The organism is Klebsiella sp. BIGb0149 (genome assembly GCF_004362605.1).
Taxonomy (GTDB): domain Bacteria; phylum Pseudomonadota; class Gammaproteobacteria; order Enterobacterales; family Enterobacteriaceae; genus Klebsiella; species Klebsiella terrigena.
The window spans coordinates 867,472-886,546 of the sequence record NZ_SNYG01000001.1 but is presented as its reverse complement, the minus strand read 5'-3'; the positions used below and the strand labels follow the sequence as shown (position 1 = coordinate 886,546).

The 19,075-nt window shown below is 58.3% G+C and carries 21 protein-coding genes and 1 riboswitch; of the genes, 13 read left to right on the top strand and 8 right to left on the bottom strand.

The annotated features are described in order from the left end of the window. Positions 1-26: 26 nt before the first annotated feature. On the bottom strand, positions 27-626 hold the full coding sequence (locus EDF75_RS04260) for a TetR/AcrR family transcriptional regulator (RefSeq protein WP_133597289.1): 600 nt from the start codon (positions 624-626) through the stop codon (positions 27-29). Between the two features lie 110 nt (positions 627-736). Here EDF75_RS04260 and EDF75_RS04255 point away from each other — a divergent pair, with 110 nt between their 5' ends. Further along, a complete protein-coding gene (locus EDF75_RS04255; protein WP_133597286.1) occupies positions 737-1,132 on the top strand; it encodes a RidA family protein in 396 nt (131 codons plus the stop codon). 100 nt (positions 1,133-1,232) lie between these two features. Here EDF75_RS04255 and EDF75_RS04250 read toward each other — a convergent pair whose 3' ends face one another. Then, positions 1,233-1,976, bottom strand: a complete 744-nt coding sequence (locus EDF75_RS04250) for an SDR family NAD(P)-dependent oxidoreductase (protein WP_133597284.1) — start codon at positions 1,974-1,976, stop codon at positions 1,233-1,235. Between the two features lie 85 nt (positions 1,977-2,061). On the opposite strand from EDF75_RS04250, the gene EDF75_RS04245 reads away from it, so the two are divergent. The 7 genes from EDF75_RS04245 to EDF75_RS04215 all read left to right on the top strand — a co-directional run bounded on the left by EDF75_RS04245 (position 2,062) and on the right by EDF75_RS04215 (position 9,423). Continuing rightward, complete coding sequence (locus EDF75_RS04245) at positions 2,062-2,616, top strand: TetR/AcrR family transcriptional regulator (RefSeq protein ID WP_133597282.1); 555 nt, start codon at positions 2,062-2,064, stop codon at positions 2,614-2,616. Positions 2,617-2,849: 233 nt separating this feature from the next. Further along, the gene (locus EDF75_RS04240; protein WP_133597280.1) at positions 2,850-3,614 is read left to right on the top strand and encodes an alpha/beta hydrolase; all 765 of its coding nucleotides are present in this window, start codon (positions 2,850-2,852) and stop codon (positions 3,612-3,614) included. A gap of 40 nt (positions 3,615-3,654) precedes the next feature. Next, positions 3,655-4,329 (top strand): heavy metal response regulator transcription factor, encoded by a 675-nt coding sequence (locus EDF75_RS04235; protein ID WP_133597988.1) that lies wholly within the window; start codon positions 3,655-3,657, stop codon positions 4,327-4,329. Continuing rightward, entirely contained in the window at positions 4,326-5,726 is a 1,401-nt protein-coding gene (locus tag EDF75_RS04230; protein ID WP_133597278.1) for a heavy metal sensor histidine kinase, read from the top strand. Before EDF75_RS04235 ends, EDF75_RS04230 begins: the two co-directional genes overlap by 4 nt. Positions 5,727-6,070: 344 nt before the next feature. Beyond that, positions 6,071-7,390 carry an MFS transporter gene (locus EDF75_RS04225; protein ID WP_133597276.1) on the top strand — a complete coding sequence of 440 codons (1,320 nt, stop codon included), beginning with the start codon at positions 6,071-6,073 and terminating at the stop codon, positions 7,388-7,390. Position 7,391: 1 nt separating this feature from the next. Continuing rightward, positions 7,392-8,585, top strand: a complete 1,194-nt coding sequence (locus EDF75_RS04220) for an enolase C-terminal domain-like protein (protein ID WP_159237145.1) — start codon at positions 7,392-7,394, stop codon at positions 8,583-8,585. 136 nt (positions 8,586-8,721) lie between these two features. Next, a complete protein-coding gene (locus EDF75_RS04215; RefSeq protein WP_159237146.1) occupies positions 8,722-9,423 on the top strand; it encodes a GntR family transcriptional regulator in 702 nt (233 codons plus the stop codon). Here EDF75_RS04215 and EDF75_RS04210 read toward each other — a convergent pair. Continuing rightward, positions 9,415-10,371 (bottom strand): LysR family transcriptional regulator, encoded by a 957-nt coding sequence (locus EDF75_RS04210; RefSeq protein WP_133597270.1) that lies wholly within the window; start codon positions 10,369-10,371, stop codon positions 9,415-9,417. The genes EDF75_RS04215 and EDF75_RS04210 overlap by 9 nt on opposite strands. A 127-nt stretch (positions 10,372-10,498) precedes the next feature. Here EDF75_RS04210 and EDF75_RS04205 point away from each other — a divergent pair, with 127 nt between their 5' ends. Beyond that, the gene (locus EDF75_RS04205) at positions 10,499-11,074 is read left to right on the top strand and encodes a nuclear transport factor 2 family protein (protein ID WP_133597268.1); all 576 of its coding nucleotides are present in this window, start codon (positions 10,499-10,501) and stop codon (positions 11,072-11,074) included. Beyond that, positions 11,067-11,471, top strand: a complete 405-nt coding sequence (locus EDF75_RS04200; RefSeq protein ID WP_133597267.1) for a nuclear transport factor 2 family protein — start codon at positions 11,067-11,069, stop codon at positions 11,469-11,471. The genes EDF75_RS04205 and EDF75_RS04200 overlap by 8 nt, the downstream gene beginning before the upstream one ends. 64 nt (positions 11,472-11,535) lie before the next feature. Here the strand turns inward: EDF75_RS04200 and EDF75_RS04195 are convergent, their stop codons facing one another. Together EDF75_RS04195 and EDF75_RS04190 are read right to left on the bottom strand one after the other, a co-directional pair. Next, positions 11,536-12,237 (bottom strand): aspartate/glutamate racemase family protein, encoded by a 702-nt coding sequence (locus EDF75_RS04195; protein WP_045854738.1) that lies wholly within the window; start codon positions 12,235-12,237, stop codon positions 11,536-11,538. 152 nt (positions 12,238-12,389) lie between these two features. Beyond that, positions 12,390-12,977 carry a TetR/AcrR family transcriptional regulator gene (locus tag EDF75_RS04190; protein WP_133597265.1) on the bottom strand — a complete coding sequence of 196 codons (588 nt, stop codon included), beginning with the start codon at positions 12,975-12,977 and terminating at the stop codon, positions 12,390-12,392. Positions 12,978-13,332: 355 nt separating this feature from the next. On the opposite strand from EDF75_RS04190, the gene EDF75_RS04185 reads away from it, so the two are divergent. Beyond that, positions 13,333-14,088 (top strand): SDR family oxidoreductase, encoded by a 756-nt coding sequence (locus EDF75_RS04185; protein ID WP_133597263.1) that lies wholly within the window; start codon positions 13,333-13,335, stop codon positions 14,086-14,088. Positions 14,089-14,134: 46 nt separating this feature from the next. Here EDF75_RS04185 and EDF75_RS04180 read toward each other — a convergent pair whose 3' ends face one another. The 3 genes from EDF75_RS04180 to EDF75_RS04170 all read right to left on the bottom strand — a co-directional run bounded on the left by EDF75_RS04180 (position 14,135) and on the right by EDF75_RS04170 (position 17,715). After that, the gene (locus tag EDF75_RS04180; protein WP_133597261.1) at positions 14,135-14,674 is read right to left on the bottom strand and encodes a cytochrome b; all 540 of its coding nucleotides are present in this window, start codon (positions 14,672-14,674) and stop codon (positions 14,135-14,137) included. Then, a complete protein-coding gene (locus EDF75_RS04175; protein WP_133597259.1) occupies positions 14,671-15,726 on the bottom strand; it encodes a catalase family peroxidase in 1,056 nt (351 codons plus the stop codon). The genes EDF75_RS04180 and EDF75_RS04175 overlap by 4 nt, the downstream gene beginning before the upstream one ends. Before the next feature lie 339 nt (positions 15,727-16,065). Next, positions 16,066-17,715 carry a putative bifunctional diguanylate cyclase/phosphodiesterase gene (locus EDF75_RS04170; RefSeq protein WP_133597257.1) on the bottom strand — a complete coding sequence of 550 codons (1,650 nt, stop codon included), beginning with the start codon at positions 17,713-17,715 and terminating at the stop codon, positions 16,066-16,068. Between the two features lie 538 nt (positions 17,716-18,253). Further along, positions 18,254-18,328: riboswitch (Fluoride riboswitch) on the top strand. Between the two features lie 42 nt (positions 18,329-18,370). Here EDF75_RS04170 and EDF75_RS04165 point away from each other — a divergent pair. Both EDF75_RS04165 and EDF75_RS04160 read left to right on the top strand, forming a co-directional pair. Next, positions 18,371-18,643, top strand: coding sequence for a hypothetical protein (locus tag EDF75_RS04165; protein ID WP_133597255.1), 273 nt, complete (start codon positions 18,371-18,373; stop codon positions 18,641-18,643). A 3-nt stretch (positions 18,644-18,646) separates the two neighbouring features. Further along, positions 18,647-19,075, top strand: coding sequence for an adenine nucleotide alpha hydrolase family protein (locus EDF75_RS04160; protein WP_045854731.1), 429 nt, complete (start codon positions 18,647-18,649; stop codon positions 19,073-19,075).

The following is a 19,075-nucleotide window of genomic DNA, read 5'->3' as shown; positions in this document are numbered from 1 at the left end:
ATTTGGTTCCAAATTGAATAAAAAATTTAACCCGCGATAACGCGCATCGTGCAATCAACCACGGCGCGCATCTCCTCTTCGCGCGCGCCGGTTTTGCCCAGCACCCGCATTCCTTCAATCTGACAAACCAGGAAACGGGCCGCCGCCTGCTCATCGCACTCGGGCAGCTCGCCGCCGATCTGACCGCGCACGATCGCCGCGGCGTAGAGCTGCTGCAGCCGCCGGAACATGCGTCCGGTTCGCTCGGCCACCTGCTCGTCGCGCGCGGCCATTTCGGTGGTCAATGACACCACCAGGCAGCCGCGTCGCCCCTTCTCGCCCGATGAAAGCGCGGCATAACGCAGCAGCGAAGCGCGGATCGCCTCGGCGACCGATCCGGATTGGGACAGAATATCCGCCGTCGCCTTCAGCCCGTCGGCGGTGTAGAGATCCAGCGCCGCCAGCAGCAGCCCCTTTTTATCGCCGAACGCCTTGTAAAGGCTGCCGCGCGACAGGCCGGTCCCGGCGATCAGATCCGGCAGCGACGCCGCCTCATAGCCGAGATCCCAAAACACGTTCATCGCGTCGCGGGCGGCCTCTTCAAGCTCGAACTCCCGCGGACGCCCGATAGCAGACAGATTTTTCATTGATAAACCCAGATAAGAGGCTTAGATTATAAACCGATTGGTTCCTATACTAGCAGCGGCTGAAGGACAAATGCAAGCCGCCCGCTGCGCAACGAAGGATTAAAGACGTCATGACCGATAGAACATTCATTATCCCCGCCGCCATGCGGACGCTTTCGGAACGCACCGGCTACGTGCCCGCCGTGCTGGTCGGCAACACGCTGTACTGCGCCGGGCAGGTAGGCCGCACGGCCGAGCTTAAGGTGATTCACGACCCGGAACAGCAGTTTATTGCCTGCTGGCACAACCTGGAATTAGTGCTCAACGAAGCGGGCTGCAGCTTTGATGACGTAGTGGAGATGACCACTTATCACGTCGCTATGGCAGAGCATATGGATACCTTTCGCCGCGTGAAGGACGCTCTTTTCCCGCGCGGCAGAAGCGCATGGACCTGCGTAGAGGTGACGAATCTGGCGCATCCCGGTCTGCTGGTCGAAATAAAATGTATTGCCGTGCGGGGTGCGTAAACGCCGCCCTACGGCAATAAAAATTTAAATAAAATCGCCATAAAAAAAGCGCGGATCGTTCCCCGCGCTTCTGTTTTATCGAAGGCCCTGCCCCAGGCGGCTAAACGGCGAGGCTGCCGCCATCGACAAAGAGTTCGCTGCCGGCAATAAAGCTGCTCTCAGCGGATGCCAGGAACAGCACCGCTTTCGCCACTTCGTCCGGCCGCCCCAATCTGCCGAGCGGAACAAGCTGATTCAGCATATCTTCAAATCCAGGACGCGCATCAAGATAGCCACGCATCAGAGGTGTTTCCGTGCCGCCCGGCGCGACGACGTTCACACGAATGCCCCGCTCCTTCAGATCGTTGGTCCAGGTTCGTGCGAACGAGCGCACAGCCGCCTTGCTCGCGTTGTACAGCGACTGGCCCGCAAAGCCTTTGCTGCCGGCAACCGATCCGTTGAGAACGATCGCGCCTCCCGCGCCCATCAACGGCAGCGCCTTCTGCACGGTGAAAAGCAGGCCTTTAACATTCACCGCAAACATTCGGTCGAAATGGGCTTCATCGATCGTCTCCAGCGGCTGCGTTTCGGCAATCCCCGCATTGGCAAAGACAACGTCCACTCTGCCGTGGTCATGCTGGATCCGCGCGTAGAGCCGATCGAGATCGGCGGGAATAGCGACATCCCCCTGCACACCCACTGCGCCGTTACCAATCTCCCGCACGGCGGCAGCGAGATGCTCCTGCCGACGCCCGGTGATATAGACGTGGGCGCCTTCAGCGGCGAACTCTTTCGCCGTCTCCAGGCCAATCCCGTCGCTGCCGCCGGTGATGACCACAACCTTGTTCTCAAACCGCTTCGTCATTTTACCGCCCTCTCAAACAATAAGTGGAGTATTGCTCCACTTAAAATACGGAGGTATCCTCCACTTGTCAAAGGGAGAAAAAGAATTGAACGATGAATCCATACTGCGCGCTGACGCGCTGCGCAACCGCGAGCGTATTCTTGCCGCCGCCGAAGAGATTTTTCTGACCAAGGGCGCCGCCGTGTCGCTGGAGGACGTGGCGAAACGGGCGGGCGTCGGCATCGGTACGCTCTATCGGCGCTTTCCGACTCGTGAAGCCCTGCTGGCAGCCGCCTGCAGCGAGCGCTTTCTGTCGCTGGCCGAGGCCAGCCGCGTCCGGGATGCCGGGGTCGATGCGGGCAGCGCGGTACGCCTCTACCTTGAAGAGCTGGTGACCAACACCACTCTCTATCGCAGCCTTGCCGCCTCGCTCGGAACGGTTCTGCAAAGCGGAACGCCCGGCTGCCACGCGATAACTGAAGAGGGTCAGCGTCTGCTGCGCCGCGGGCAGGAGGCAGGGATCCTGCGTCGCGACGTGACCTTTGACGATCTGGTGTATGTCGTCACGGCAATCTCTCTGGCCGCGGAGCAGGATGGCTCGCCGCCGTCGCGCATCGAACATTTGGTCAACCTGTTTCTCGTCGGTATCAGCGAGCGCTGAAGTCGCCACGCGCGGTAATGGCGTGAACCCCGGGCGGCTCTCCGGGTCACGAACAGGGTCCTAAACGCCGCCGTGCGCCTTTAGCCACGCCTTCCTCCGCGCCTCTCCCCGTGCGCCAAAGGCCCGCGCCCAGCCCGTCATTTTTTTGTCATAACTGACTCACCTTCCTGTCAGAACCCTCTCGCTACACTCACTCCCACACCGAACAAATCCCCGTTGAGGAGAGAATGAGCATGAAAATCCAACATAAAGCAGTAATGAGCCTTGTCGCCGCGGCCATGATGATGGCCGGCGCCAGCCACGCGGCCGAGGCCGCGCCGGTGAAAAATATCGTGCTGGTACACGGCGCCTTTGTTGATGGTTCCGGGTGGAAGCCGGTCTATGACATCCTGAGCCGCGACGGCTACAGGGTCACGCTGGTGCAGGAGCCGCTGACCTCGTTTGCCGACGATGTCGCCGCCACCCGGCGTATTCTGGATCGTCAGGAGGGTCCGGTCATTCTGGTCGGCCACAGCTACGGCGGGGCGATTATTACCCAGGCCGGTAACGACCCGAAGGTGGCCGGGCTGGTTTATATCGCCGCCCACGCGCTGGATGCCGGAGAGAACCGGGCGGAGGTCAGCAAAAAATATCCCAACTCCGCGCACCCGTTTATCAAAACGGCTGACGGCTACGTGATGCTCGATCCGCGCTACTTCCCGGGGGATTTTGCCGCCGACCTGCCGCGCGAGCAGGCTCAATTTGGCGCCCAGTCGCAAATCCCCACCTCCCCGACCTCGCTTGCTGCCGTGGTGACGCAGGCCGCGTGGCGAACCAAGCCGAGCTGGTATATGGTGGCGAAATCGGACAAAATTATTAACCCCGATCTGGAGCGCATGTACGCTAAACGCGCGAAAAGCCATACCGTGGAAGTTGACGGCAGCCATTCCGTTTTTCAGTCTCATCCCAAAGAGGTCGCCGCGCTGATTGAGCAGGCGGCCAACGGCGTGCAGAAGTGAGTCGCTGCCGCTGCGCGGGGAAACGCGTTCAGGAGCCATGGTGAAAATACTGGTGATAGAAGACGAACCCAAAGCGCGTGAGTACATGCGCAGCGGCCTGACCGAGTCCGGCTACGTGGTCGACGTTGCCGTAAACGGCCGGGAGGGGCTGTTTATGGCTCGGGAGCACCACTACGATCTCATCCTGCTGGACGTGATGATGCCGCAGATGAACGGCTGGGAAGTGATGGCACAGCTGGATGAGCAGCTTGATACCCCGGTGATTTTCCTCACCGCCAAAGGCACCGTCGAGGACAAAATCAAAGGGCTGGAGCTCGGCGCCGATGACTATCTGGTCAAGCCTTTTTCGTTTGCCGAGCTGCTGGCGCGCATCCGCACCGCCCTGCGCCGCGGCGGACAGGCGAAGCGCGAAGAGCAGCTGACGGTCGGCGATTTGCGTCTCAACATCACCACCCGACGGGTGGAGCGCGCCGGCGTGCGGCTGGACCTGACCAATAAAGAGTTCAACCTGCTGCAGCTCTTTATGCTCAACTCCGGGCAGGTATTGACCCGCACCCTGATCGCCTCGCGGGTCTGGGACATGAATTTTGATAGCGACACCAACGTGGTTGACGTGGCGGTGCGCCGTCTGCGGCAAAAGGTCGATGCGCCCTTTGACCTTCCGCTGATCCATACCGTCCACGGCGTGGGCTACTGCTGCGAGGAGCAGAAATGAAGGGCCTGTCGATCAGCACCCGATTATCGCTGATGGTGGGCGCCGCGGTTCTGCTGGTGCTGCTCGGCGTCGGTACCGCGCTCTACCGCTCCCTCTGCCAGCAGCTCAGCATCCGCGACGACATCGCCTTAACCAACCGCCTGGATCAAATCCGCACGCTGGTGCTTAACGAGGACGTCCAGCGGATGATCCGCGAAAAGCCGCATTTGTTTACCAACATGCTGGGCAACACCGAATCGCTGCTGGTGCTGCGCTTTCCGGGCCAGCCGCCGCTGATTGAGGTCAATCCGGGCAGGCGCCCGCTGCCGGACATCGTGCCGGTGGCCGCCAGCCGGCCCATCGTCCCCCAGGACGTGCACCACCAGCAGACGCCGGGCGGCGTGCCCTTTATCTCGGCTTCCGCAATGGCGGTTACCGGCCACGCGCCCTCCCGCCAGCTGGAAATTATTACCGGCAGGCTGATGACCGAGCGTACGCAAACCCAGGCCAGCTATCTGCGCCAGATCGCGCTGATCACGCTGTGCGCGGCCCTGGCGGCCGTCGCGCTCAGCGCCCTGTTTGCCCGGCGCAGCCTGCGCCCTTTGCAGCGCCTGGCCCAGGAAACCTCGACGATTGACGTACGTCACCTGGGAAGGCGCATCGCGCTGCCCAACCCGCCGGCCGAACTGCAGCCGCTTATCGGCGGGTTTAATCAGATGCTCGACAGGCTGGAAAACAGCTTTCAGCAGCTCAGCCAGGTCAGCGCGGATATGGCCCACGATCTGCGCACGCCTATCGGCAATCTGCTGGGGCAGACCGAAATAGCCCTGACGCAAAAGCGCAGCGAAGCCTATTACACCGCGCTGCTGGGCTCCAACTTTGAAGAGCTGGTGCGCCTTTCCACCATGATTGACAAGATGCTGTTCCTCGCCCGGGCGGAAAACGCCAGCCAGGCGATTAACAAAGCGACGCTGTCGCTGAATGACGTTCTGCTTCCGCTGGCGGAATATTTTGAAGGCCCGGCGGAAGAGCGGCGGATAGCGCTGCGCTTTTCCGCCAGCGGGGAGATCATCGCCGATGCCGACCTGCTCCGGCGGGCGGTCGCCAATCTGCTCGATAACGCGATTCGCTACGCCGACGGCGATAGCGAAGTCCAGGTTGAGGCGCAATACCAGCCCGATGGCGTGCTGCTTAGCGTCACCAACCGCGGCGAGGCGATTTCGCCGGAGCAGCAGGAGCGGCTGTTCGATCGCTTCTGGCGCGCCGACAGCGCCCGCCACGCCTCGAAAAACAGCAGCGGGCTGGGACTGTCTATCGTGCGCGGAATTATGCAGCTGCACCAGGGGCGCTGCGGCGTAAGCTCAGGGCAGCGGCGGACGCGCTTCTGGCTGCTCTTTCCCCACGCTCCGGCGAAGTAGCGCCGGGCGCCAGCCGATCTGCGGGCGCCCCCGCTCATCGCCAGCACCATTCTCCGCGCCTTCGCCGCAGCTTCTCCATTCCTTCTTCGTTCCTTTCTCTACGCCTGTTCTTCCCGCTTCTCTGGCTCATCGGGCTGCGCTGCCGCTTCTGGCACCAAACCCCACCCCACATTTTGACCGCTCCCGCTCAGGGTTAGCGATCGCGCCGGGTCAAGAATCGCTAGCTGAAACGTTTCATATCTCATTTCGCTAATGACGATGTTGAACTCCGGGCTGGAGATGAATACAACTGAACTTGTATACAAGAACCTTAGGTACTTATAACCTCATCATCAGGACACACCATGCAAACCACAGATTCTGAAATTGAAAAAAGGGTTATACGCAAACTTTCCTGGCGGCTGATCCCGCTGCTGATTGCTTGCTACGTCATCGCCGTTATCGATCGCGCCAATATCGGGGTGGCCGCATTAACCATGAATGCGGATATCGGCCTCAGCGCCGCAAGCTTTGGCCTGGCCGCAGGGCTGTTTTTTGTTCCCTACGCGCTGCTTGAGCTTCCCTCAAACCTGCTGATGGAGCGGATTGGCGCCCGCTGGTGGATAGCCAGAATTATGGTGACCTGGGGGATTATTTCCGGCGCGCATATCTTCGTCTGGAACGAAAATAGCCTCTACGTCATGCGCGCCCTGCTCGGCGCTGCCGAAGCCGGCTTTTTCCCCGGGATCGTGTTTTACCTCACCATGTGGTTCCCCGCCGCCTGGCGCGGACGCATTATTGCCTCCTTCATGACGGGCATACCGATTGCGCTGATTATCGGCACGCCGATTTCCAGCCTGCTGCTGGAGCTGCACGGATGGATGGGGCTTAGCGGCTGGCAGATCATGTTCCTGATCGAAGCCATTCCGGCCGTCGTTCTGGGGCTGATTGTCCCCTTCGCGCTGCCCGACAAGCCCAAAGATGCCAAATTCCTCGAAGCAGAGGAGCAGCGCTGGCTGATGGCCACCCTCGCCGCGGAACAAAAAAAGCTGCCGCCGCGCGGACACGGCGGCCTGCTCAAAGCGCTATTCAGCCCGCTGGTGCTGCTATTCAGCCTCACCTACTACGGGCTGGCTAACCTCAACGGCGCGGTCAGCACCTTCCTGCCGTTAATCATCAGCGAAACGGGTTTAAGCCACGTGCAAACCGGCTTTATCACCATCATTCCCTACATCTTCGGCCTGATTGGCATGCTGGTACTAGGGCGCATCGCCGACCGTCCCGGCTCGCGGCTGATGGCTAACTATGCCGCGCTGCTTATCTCATGCCTCGGGCTGCTCTGCGTGGCGTGGTTCGATAACTCGCTGCTCAAAATGGCGTTCCTCTGCGGCTCGGCGTTCGGCTTTTTCGGCGCGATGCCCGTGTTCTGGGGCCTGCCGGCGCAGTTCTTCCCCGCCTCCGTGGTAGCGGGCAGCATCGCGCTGATTAACGCCCTCGGCAGCATTGCCAGCGTCGTTAACCCGTGGGTCATCGGCGTGATCCGCGATCGCAGCGGCAGCTATAACGGCGGATTCTACTGGCTGGCGGCAATGGCCCTGCTCTCCATTATCACCCTGAGCATCATTTTCCGTCGCCAGCAATCATCGGCATATCAAAACAGCAATGAACAACGTGAGGGTCAGTAAGATGAAGATTATCGACGTCCGATTACTTCAGGTTAAGGGCGTATTGCCCGGGGAAGTGGATTTTTGGGAGGAGCGCCTCGCTCGTCCGACCGACGTGTACGCCCAGTATCGCGTCGTCGACAACCATGACGGCGGCGTGCAGCTGAAAGAGGGATTCTCCATCTCCACCGTGTTTGTGGAAATTATCTCCGACGAAGGCGTTGAGGGGCTGGCGGGCCCCGTTCCCCACGCCGTCGCCTCGATTATCCACGGCCAGCTGCGCCCTTTACTGCTGGGCCAAGACCCGCGCGACAGCGAGCGCCTGTGGGACCAGATGCATCGGGCGCTGATTCACGGCCGTCAGGGCGACGCCATGCTGGCGATCAGCGCGATCGACTGCGCGCTGTGGGACCTTCGCGGCAAGTGGATGCAGCAGCCGGTTTATCGTCTGCTGGGCGGCTCGATTCGCGAGGAGATCCCGGCCTACGCCTCGATGCTGGGCTTTGCCGTCCAGGATATGGGACTAGTGCGCGAGCGCGCGCTGCAGTATAAAGCGCTGGGCTATCGCGGACAAAAATGGTTCTTCCGCCACGGCACGATGAGCGGCAGAGAGGGATTAAAGAAGAACGTTGAGCTGGTGAAAACCCTGCGCGAGGCGGTGGGCGAGGATTACGATCTGATGTTTGACTGCTGGCAGTCGATGGACGTGACCTACGTCATCGAACTGGCGAAGGCCATTGAGCCCTACCGCCCGCGCTGGCTGGAAGAGTGCGTGATGCCAGACAGAATCGACAGCATGCGTCGCCTGAAGGAGCGGCTGACCATCCCGCTGGCCGGGGCCGAGCATGAATATACCCGCTGGGGCTTCAAACGCTTCTTTGAGGCCGACGTGCTGGACGTTATTCAGCCGGATATCTACTGGTGCGGCGGCCTGTCTGAAACCTTAAAAATCGCCGCAGCCGCCACGATGTACGACCTGCAGGTCATTCCGCACGGCCACTCCACCATCGCGACGGCTCACTTTACCACCACCCAGTCGCCGATCCACACGCCGTATCAGGAGTACCTGGTGAAGTGGAACGATATTCACCAGTATTTCCTCAGCGAACCGCTGGTCCCGGAAAATGGCCTGATTCGGGTGCCTGAAGTGCCGGGCATGGGGATGGCGCTCAACCCTGAGCACATCCGGCACCAGGAGTACCTCTTCACCTCCTGATCCTCTCCCCCTCACGCGGCGAATGGGTCGCCGTTTGAGGGGGCTGTATCTTGTATACTACACCTTGCATCTTAAATCGGATCGTGCAACTATTGCGGCAATAAAGGCTATTTGTATTAAGGAAGTACGCCACGCTATGTCCTCCGATAAACTACTTATTGACTGGTCCTCAAAGAAGATAATCCGCCCTCAGTCACTGAGTAGTATTCTGGCCGATCACATTCGCGACCTCATCGTCAATTGCCAAATAGAGCCCGGCTCGTTAATTTCAGAAAACGATATTGCGGCCCAGCTCAACGTGAGCCGTACGCCGGTCAGAGCCGCGCTGCAAAAGCTGGAAATGGAACGCCTGGTACAAATATTCCCCCAGCGTGGCACCTTCGTGTTTGAGTTCAACGAGCAGGAGATGCGGGAAACCTGCGAAATGCGGCAAATTCTGGAGGCCGGCGCGCTAACGCTGGCGCTTCGCCACGACCGCAACGCGCTAATTACTCTGCTGAAAGAGCACGTTGTGCGGGGACGCGAGGCGCTACTAAACGCGCCGGAGAGCTACCGCCAGGCAGATGCAGCGTTCCATATGGCGATTATTGAATCCAGCCAGAACCGGGAGCTGATCGGCTTTTATAAAACCAGCATCAACCGCATCCGCGCCTTCCTGAACCATCTGACCAGAACGCCGGAAGAGTTTCAAAACTCCCAGGTCGATCATGAAACCATCGTCGGGCTGTTGGAGCAGGAGCTGGACCAGCAGGCGCAAGAGAAGCTGCACTGGCACCTTGGCGGAATAGTGCGCAGATTTCATGAAAAATTCGGCAAGGAGCCGCCCGCCTCAGAGTAATTTTCCTTGAAGTTCTCCACCCGGATAAAAGCCGCCTGAGGCCTGAGACACCTGCGGCTCATCGCGTAACCAGTCGATACAGGCCCTCATCGCCGGCGACATCGCCCTCCCCGCCGTCCAGCACAGGTAATATCCTGCGAATGCCGTTTCCCAGGCGCTAAGAATGCGCTGCAGGGCGCCGGAAAGCAGGTGCGGCCTCACCCTCTCCGCGGTAACCTGAGCCACCCCGACGCCGGCGATGGCCGCCTGACACTGCCGCTCGCGATCGTCCACCACCAGATTCCCGTTCACCGCAATATTTTTTAGCCGGCCGTTATACGAAAACTGCCAGGGCTCCGGCACCGCCGCGCCCGGCCAGCGCCAGCCGATGCAGTTGTGATGGATTAAATCTTCTGGTCTCTCGATACCGCCATGAGCTTGCAGCCAGGACGGCGCCGCCACAACTATCTGATGCAGCGGCCCGCCGACGGGGACCGCAACCAGCCCGGGCGCCAGCACCTCCCCGAGGCGCAGCGAAAGATCGTACCCGCCGGCGATAAGATCGACGGGAGAATCGTGGACGGCAATATCCATGTGCACGTCGGGAAAAGCGGCAAGAAAAGCGGGGATCCTGGCGTCGAGGAACATTTCTGCCGCCGAGCGAAAAGCATGAAGGCGAATATGCCCCTTGATGACCCGACTACGGGACTGCGCCTGCATCAGCGCGCCGGCAAGGTTCTCCAGCAGCGGGGCGACCTGCAGATACAGCCCCCTGCCGTCCTCGGTGAGGCTGACGGAACGCGTTGTTCGGTTGAAAAGCCGCAGCCCCAGCTGCTCTTCCAGGCCGTTAATTTGCTGGCTGACGGCGGATGCGGAGACGCCCAGGGCGTCCGCAACGGCCCTGAAGTTCAGTTTCTCGGCGACCATCACAAAGGTATTAAGCGCAGGGAACTGCGCGCGGCTTATCATCCGTCGCTCCTTTATTAAATATGGCTAATCACTGCATTAAGTTTGTAGCCGATTATACAGTCGCACAAAACAATTATTATTGTCATACCGCTTCAATCAGGTTTGCAAAAACAGGAAGAGACGCCGTATGGCTAATGACAATCAACTGACGACCGAACAAAGGCTGCGAATAATCGAAGCCAAATTAGCGATCTATGAACTTATTGCTTCTCATCCGCCCAGCGCCGACAGCGGGCTCGCTGAATATACGGCGTCCGTCTATACCGAGGACGGCGTTTTCAACCGCGGCGCGGGGCTGGACGGCGCGCAGGGCGTGGAGGCGATTGCGGCCTTTATTCTCAGGCCGGAGCACGAAGAGGCTATCAAAGGCGGGCTGGCGCATTTTGCCGGATTACCGCTTATCGACCTGCGCGGCGATACGGCGGTGGTCACCTCCTACCTGCAGCTTTTGCAGCTGGATAAAGAAGGCGCGCCGCGGGAAATGGCCAACCACGGCACCTCCACCGGATACCGCATCCATCGGGTTGTCGTTAACCGCTGGGAGCTTGAGTGCCGCGACGGACGCTGGAAAATACGCAGCAGGACGCTACTCCCCGTTGACGGGAGCGATGCCCCGCGTCAGCTGCTGGCGCAAGGCCTCTCCGACGTTCTAAAAGCGACATACCAGAATTCATTAACCGCTACGGAGCAGGATCATGAGTGAAGAGAACCGCCAGCTTTTATCGTCGCTGTTCCTTTCGATCGCGGATCGGGGATGGGGAGAGAACTTTATCGCCGCATTAGATGACGATCTGGAATTCAATGCGATGGGCACCTCGCCGATCGCGGGATGCTACCGGGGCAAAGAAAGCTACCGCCAGCGGCTGCTTAAACGGCTGGATGAGCGGCTGGCGTCATGGCCCGTGCCGATCGTCGATAGCCTGATCGTTGACGGCGACCTTGCCTGCCTGCAGTTCCACGCCACCGGCGGTAAGGGTAAAAACGGCGCAGATTTTAATATGCAATATTGCTGGGTGCTGCGCCTTGAGCGCCAGAAAATCGTAAAAATATGGGGCTATTATGATTCAGACAAAATGAACGCACTTTTTGCGGATGAATAACCCGCCGCCGCGCCCAGGCGCCGCGATTGCCGCCGCTGAAATAACGGCGGCGGCACGCTGAGGATCAGGCGACCGGCTCTTCCAGGGCCATCGCCAGCGCAGCATCGCAGTGGATAAGCGTGGTATCGAACACCGGCACCGTTACATTGCCCTGATTAAGCAGCATCCCTACTTCCGTACAGCCGAGAATCAACGAGTCGGCGCCGGCCTCAACCAGCCGCTGCGCAATACCGACGTAAGCCGCCTCGCTTTCACTGGTGACAATATCGCAGCACAGCTCGTCATAGATGATCCGGTGCGTTGTGGCCCGGTCGGCGCTCTGCGGGATAATCGGCGTCAGGCCGGCCGCGACCAGACGGTCGGTATAAAAGGATTGTTCCATAGTGAAGGCCGTCGCCATCAGTCCCGGCGCGCGCAATCCCTGCTGGCGGATAGCCGCGGCGGTGGCGTCGGCGATGTGCAGCAGCGGGATTGAAACGCCCGTCATCAGCTGGCCGGCCAGCTTGTGCATGGTATTCGTCGCCAGCACAATAAAGTCGGCGCCGCCGCGCTCAAGCGCTTTAGCTTCCCGGTTCAGCACCTCGCCGGCCTGCTCCCACTCACCCGCCATTTGCAGCTTCTCGATCGTGGCAAAATCGAGGGAGCGTATCAGCAGCTCCGGGGAGTGCAGGCCGCCCAAACGTGCCCGGGTCAGGTTACAAAGCTGCCGATAGTAAGTTTGCGTTGAAGCTGCGGACATGCCGCCAAGAATGCCGATAGTTTTCATGCTATTAATCCTTATTTTCGTAAACCAGCGGCGAATTTTCCGCCGCCTGCCCGCGCATGGAGGTGGTTATCAAACTTTTTGCGCTTATATTTCGCCGCGCCGCAGCGTCCGCTCCCGCTCGCCGGCGCCATGAGGGCTCTTCCCACAAACGATCAGGCGCGAACCACGATGTTATCGATCAGCGGCTGCACTATTCTGCGGAAAATATCCGCATCGTTAAAGGCGCGCGCCGACAGCATGGCGCCGTGCACCGTGGCCATCAGCAGGCTCGCCTCATCCGCAGGGCTGACGGGTAGCCGCAGGCGCTTTTCGCTTTCCCCTCTGCGCAGCAACGTGGCCAGCCATTCGGTAAGATCGGCGAAATGGCCGCTCACTTCGCGGGCCACTTCCGCCGGCAGCGTCGGCAGCTCAACGGCAAGCATGGCGCAGATGCAAAACGGCGAGGAGCCCTCGCGAATGCAGGTCGTCCAGTAGTCGACGTAGGCCTGAAGTTCCGCCAGCGGATCATTCATCTGCTGGCTCATCGCCTGCATTCCGGCCCAGGCCTCTTCCCGATACTCGGTGACCACCACCTTCACCAGCTCCGCCTTGCTCGGGAAGTGGTGATGAATGCTCGCCTTACGAATATTCACCTTTGCAGAGATATCGGCAAAGCTGAAGCTCTGGTAGCCACCGGAGGTAAGTAGCTGTCGGGTATAGGAAATAATCTCGTTTGCTTTCGGTGAACGCTCAGTCGTCATAGTCGGATCCGCATGTGCATATCATACTGAATAAGGTGCATATTATCAGAGCGTTGGCAGGAAACCTACCAACAGGTAGACCTGCTAACGCCCAAACTGGCGCCGGGATCGAGCCGAGGGTCGCTGGCCAGATAATTCACTTGCCGACCTCAGAGGGCGTCAATATACTCATTGGGCATTGCCACAATGCCGTAGGCGTTACCGTCATCCAACGCGCCCGGATACCCCAGGGTCTCAGCAGAGAATAGGGGATCTATGCGGCGACGTTCCCATCTCAGGCGGCTATCAGCGACGACAACAGATCCGATAGCCCCTCGCCGCCTTTCCATCTGCTCTATCCGGAGAGGACAATGTTATGAATATTAGCGGTAACACCATTCTGATTACTGGCGCCACCCGCGGTATCGGCCGCGCGCTGGCCGAAGCGTTTTACGCGCGCGGCAACCGGGTCATCATCACCGGGCGCAGCCAGGCCCTGCTCGATGAAATCACCCGCGCGCATCCCGGAATGACGGGCTTCAGGCTCGATACGGACGATGAGACGATGCCTGCCGCCGTAGCCTCAGAGGTCAAAACGCGCTTTCCGCAGCTCAACGTGCTGATCGCCAACGCCGGTATTTCGCGCAGCGAAAATTTCCTCACCGACGGCGGGAATACGTCCGTCGCAGAGGAGATAGTCAGGACCAACATACTCGGTACCCTCCGCTTCGCGGCGGCCTTCCTGCCGCTGATTCAGGGCCAGGCTGACGCCACTTTTATGGCAACCAGCTCCGCGCTGGCATTCGTGCCTAAGGCAGACTTCCCGACCTACTGCGCCGGCAAGGCGTTCCTGCACTCGTGGCTGATCTCGTTACGTCACCAGATGCGGCATATCCCGGTTGAGGTGCTTGAGCTGTCGCCGCCGTACGTGCGGACCGGGCTGACGGGCAGCGCGCAGGCCGTGGACCCGAGGGCGATGCCGCTGGCGGAATACATCTCCCGCGTAATGGCATTAATTGAAAACCAACAGCACCCGCGCGGGGAGATCCTGCTTGACGGCGATAAAGGCCGCCGCTGGGCGGAAAAAGAGGGCACGTTTGATACGCTTTTCCGCGCCATGAACCCGGATTAAGCCCTCATCCGTGCCGATATGATTCGGCACGGATTTTTTGCCAGGGCTATCGCCTGCCGCCGCCGGACATACTTTCAAAGACGCCGTCGCGGCGCACTAAAGCATGAAATAGCGCGGCGGCCAGATGCAGCATCACGGTGATAAATAGCAGCAGCGCAACCGCCGAGTGCAGCGGGCGCAGGAGCGCATACCAGTCATTATTCACCGGCGCGATAGGCGGTAAAATAAAGGCCCCGCCGACGGAGACGGGATACCCCGCGGCCGACTGCATCGCCCAGCCGACCAGCGGCTGGAGGAGCATCATCGCGTACAGTACCCAGTGCGAGAGATGCGCCAGCCGCCGCTGCCAGCCGGGTACGGTGCCCGGCAGAGGCGGCACGGCGGTGTAAAAACGCAGCCACAGCCGCACCACCACCAGCAGCAGGATCATCAGGCCCAGCGGCTTGTGAATGGACACCAGCAGCGCGTGCAGGGAGGAAACCGTGGAAACCATCGCCACGCCAATAAACAGCATCGCCACGATCGCCGCGGCCATCAGCCAGTGCAGCCAGCGCAGCGCCGGATGAAAATGGGTTACCTGTTTCATAAGTGGGCTCCTGACCGTTGGGACTGTTCGCGGGTACGCGCGTTATACGATTTGGCGTAGGCCGACGACCGCGCGTTGAGTAGAGGATCGTCCGAGGCGGCGATCCCGGACGGCAGGATCAGCGGATCGTAGTTGATATCGTTGCAGGGGCCCCCCTCCTGCGCGGTGGCGCTCACCAGCTCGAGCGTACCGGCATTGATGGTTTGACGATCGTCAGGCCAGAGCTTAGCCGCATCGTTACTTGCATCCCCCGGTTGTGCGACGGTTATCAGCAGATCCCAGCGCAGCGGCCCCTGAGCCAGGCGCTGCGTGATATCGTGCTGCAGGAAATCCTTATCGCTTTTATCCGCCTCGCTAAGGGGCTGATAGCCGGTACGCGGCACCATGCTCCAGCGAACCAGGTGCTCGGCCCCGGCCTTATCAATAAAGCGAAACGCATTCAGGCTGTTATAGCGATCGCTCGCCCAGCTGGACGAGGGGACGTACTGCTTTGCCCAGGCCAGATAGCGCTGCAGCTGAGGGTGCGAGCCGACAAACGCCTTCAGTCTCTCAGGATCAGGCTTGCCGGTTGCCGGGTCGGGCAAGGTGACGGTTTGCAGTTCGTAGAACTCCTCCACGGTGGAGACCGGGAACAGCGGCATGGCGTTCATCCCCGTACGCCACTGCTCCCCGTTACCCTGCCTGAACTCCAGCGCCATGCTGCGCACGGGAACGGCATAATCCGGCGCGTTGGGGTTGCCGCCGGCGATGGCAAAGCGGCCCGTTACCGGGGTTTCTCCGGCGGCGAACAGCGCCGCACGCGACAGCGCGCTGGCGTTGCCGTTAGAGATAAAACGGCCCACAACGCATACGCCCTTGGCATGATTGCGTCGAAAGCCCGGGTGCTCGCCGCCCGATTTTTGCAGAACCGTCACCAGCCTGTCTGCGCTGAGGCGGTTCGGCGCCAGCCAGCCGCCTGCCCACAGAAAGAGCAGTATCACGCCTAAAGGGATAAGGCCCACCAGCAGCAGGCGCGCTATTTTCTGGCCAGCGGAAAGTGAAGAGGTTGTCATATTTTCGCTCACACTATTAACATTGAACCCACAAACAAAAACGCGAGAAGCGATTCCCGCAGGAAAACTCTAATGGCCGCCAGCCGCTTTAAAGGCCGAGGCTTGCGTTAATCAACCGACGCACATCGGCCATAATCGGCGGGTGATTTTGCGAACGGCGAAAACAAACCTACTAGTTGGTAGATTCAATGTCAATGCTCTCGCGCTTGCCCCATCGGGGTGCGGAAGTTTGTCATTCAGCGGTTTTATTGGCTGAGTAAGCCGCAGCAGAAGCCGGCTTTCTGCCGGCAGGCAGGCCTCTCAGCCCGCTTACGGCGTAGCGATGAAGGGCCTGAGAGGCTACTTTTTTAATTGTCCAATGATCGTCGGCTTGCCAAAAAGAAAGCCCTGGACTTCGTTGCAGCCTTCATCTTTCAGGATTTTCAGCTGTTCCAGGGTCTCAACGCCCTCGGCGATCAGCGGGGTATTAATCGATTTACTGAGCGAGATAACCGCCCTCACGAAGGAGCGAACCTCGGTGTCGTTCTCAATGTTTTGCAGAAAACTGCGGTCCATTTTGATGAGGTCAAAATGGAATTCACGCAGCATGCTAATGGAGGAGTAGCCGGTTCCAAAATCATCGAGGGCGATACTGATCCCCATGTTTTTTATTTGATTGAGAACGTTAAACACCAGCTTTTTATCGACAATAAACGCCGTCTCCGTGACCTCGAATTCAAGGAGGCTAACCGGGAAACAGGTTCTCATTAAAATTCCGCGGACGTTGTCTATAAAATGGCGATGACGCAGCTGCACCGGAGAGATATTTACCGAAACCTTCTTGTGAATTTTATTCACCAGCGCTTCACGACATACCTGCTCTAATACCCAATAGCCCAGCGGTATAATCGTCGCGCTCTCTTCTGCCAGGGGAATAAATTCGTCAGGGTATATCAGCCCGAGTTCGGGGTGCTGCCAGCGGAGTAAAGCCTCATATCCCGTCACCTGCTTTCCGGAGATCGAGCGCTTTTCTTGATAATGCAGATAAAACTGGTCCTCCTTGATCCCCTGCCTGATATCCGAAATCATTTGATTGCGCTTACGCGTTCGCTCGTCCATCTCAGGCTCGTAGCGGCACACCTTATTGTCGATATCAGATTTGGCACGATACATAGCCAAATCTGAGTTGCTGATTAAGGTATTAAGATCGGAACCGTCGCGAGGAAAAACAGAAAAGCCGATGCTCGCAATGACTGAAACCGACGTAGTGGCAAAATCATGTATTCCGCTAAAGCACCCCTGCAGCTTCTCGATAAAGAGATCGAGTTCGTCGGCGGACTCAAACGGCTTTACCGCCACAAACTCATCGCCACCAAACCGGGCCACCAGCTCATCGTTCTTGACCATTTTAGCGACATTTGCCGAAACTCTTTGCAGCAGGAGATCGCCAATAAGATGGCCCTCAACGTCATTTATTTCCTTGAACTTATCAAGGTCTATAGTAAAAATAGCCAGCTGAGTATAGTTATTACCGGCGATCAATCCTTCGACAAACGCAAAAAACGCCACCCGATTAGGTAGCCCGGTCAGAGAATCATACCGCGCCATCCACGAGAGCTTATCAATCACTTCCTTATGTTCGGTAATATCCCGGGTTATTTTGGCGAAACCCAGTAAGGTCCCGTCGTCATTGCGGATAGCGTCTATTACTACGTGCGCCCAAAATGACGAACCGTCCTTTCTGTAGCGCCACCCTTCCCCCTCGAATTTGCCGGTTTTCAGGGCGAGCGCCAGGTTTCTCGCCGGCTCTCCTGATTGCTGCTCGCCTTCGCTGTAAAATATGCTGAAGTTACTGCCAATAATCTCTTCGCTGGTGTAGCCCTTAGCCTGGCGCGCGCCCTCATTCCAGCTGGCAATCGTCCCATCCAACTCCAGCATATAGATAGCATAATCTTTCACATTTTCAACGAAATGACGATATGAAATATCAGTTAACATTCTGTTATCCATATAAACCAACCCAACGGCGTAGCAGTGTATTGACAGAATCACGGAACAGAAATGTGAAAATGTGTTAATCACAATGTAACCCATCGCTACCGCTCTTGCCACAAGCATCTCTGGCCCGTAGCTTCGCGGCATCAGGCGCCAGCGCGCACGTCGCCTCTTCCTGTACCTCGGGACACGATGCGCCCGCACGCGCCAGCCGCCAGGCCTGAAAAAGACTGCCTTTATTATTTATTGCCGCAACCGCCGTCAACAATATTAACAAGCAGCATCAGCGGTGATGAGAAAAATACCCTCAGAGGCCTTATTCATTACCCCAAAATTAATCGAAAAAAATAGTGGATCCGCTATTTCAGGAACGTGTAAGAATAGATACTCCACTTATCCAGCCCTCTGCGAACGTCATTTTTATTAAATGTTACAGGATGCGAAAAAACTCAACTCCTTTAAAATTCGCGCGCGCTTCACCGCTCCTGCGGAAGAAAAAAACCACCGTTCGCATCAATAAATATTGATTTCGCGAAAATCGTCATATAAGCTCAATTTACAAGGTGATGGTGTTCCACCTTTCCCAACCGCCGGTTCTGTCGAACCGGATGATGACGCCTGATATACAACTGTTGCTGTTTCCTTTTAGGCATGTATGTCAGGTGTTGCTATGCAAAACGTCATTGATTTTTCTGCACTTCCCGTTACTTTCTCATCTGAAAGCGAATCTCCTGTTGGCGTTTTTGGCTACGGCCATCCTGACGGCAATGCTATCTGCCGCGCGCCGACGATGGCCCCCAGGCTCAGCCATACCCTCAGACCCTCTTACCCTGGGGAAATTCCCCTGAATACCCTATGCGTACGGCATCAATCCGACGCGCCGCGGCAGGAAAAAGACGTTCTTCCCTCGATGCTCCTTCGTTTCGCTTCGACTAAGAGGTGAGCTATGCACATCTACCGGCATGCACTGTTACTTGTTCAGAATGAAACCGACGGACTGCTGCTGCTCCAGCATGCTGAACGCCTGGCAAAAGAGATGGCAACCCGCATCACCGTAGGCCATCTCAGCGCTGATTATCGGGAAATGGATTACACCAGTGATTCACTCATCAAGGACCGCCAGTCGCGCGAGATTATCGACGCGAAGGCGATGCTGAGCCGCCTGGTGGAGTCCTGCAGTATTGATATTAAAGTCAGATCCATCGTCAGTATTCATCGTTTCAGAGACGTTGAGGCCGTAGTGCAGCATGAGGATATCGACCTGGTCATGCTCGGGCATAAAAACCGACTGTTCGGGGTGTACTCCTCGTTCTCTTTTGAATTTATCAACCATCTCTCCGTTGATGTACTGATTAAACATATCCCTGTTCCGTAA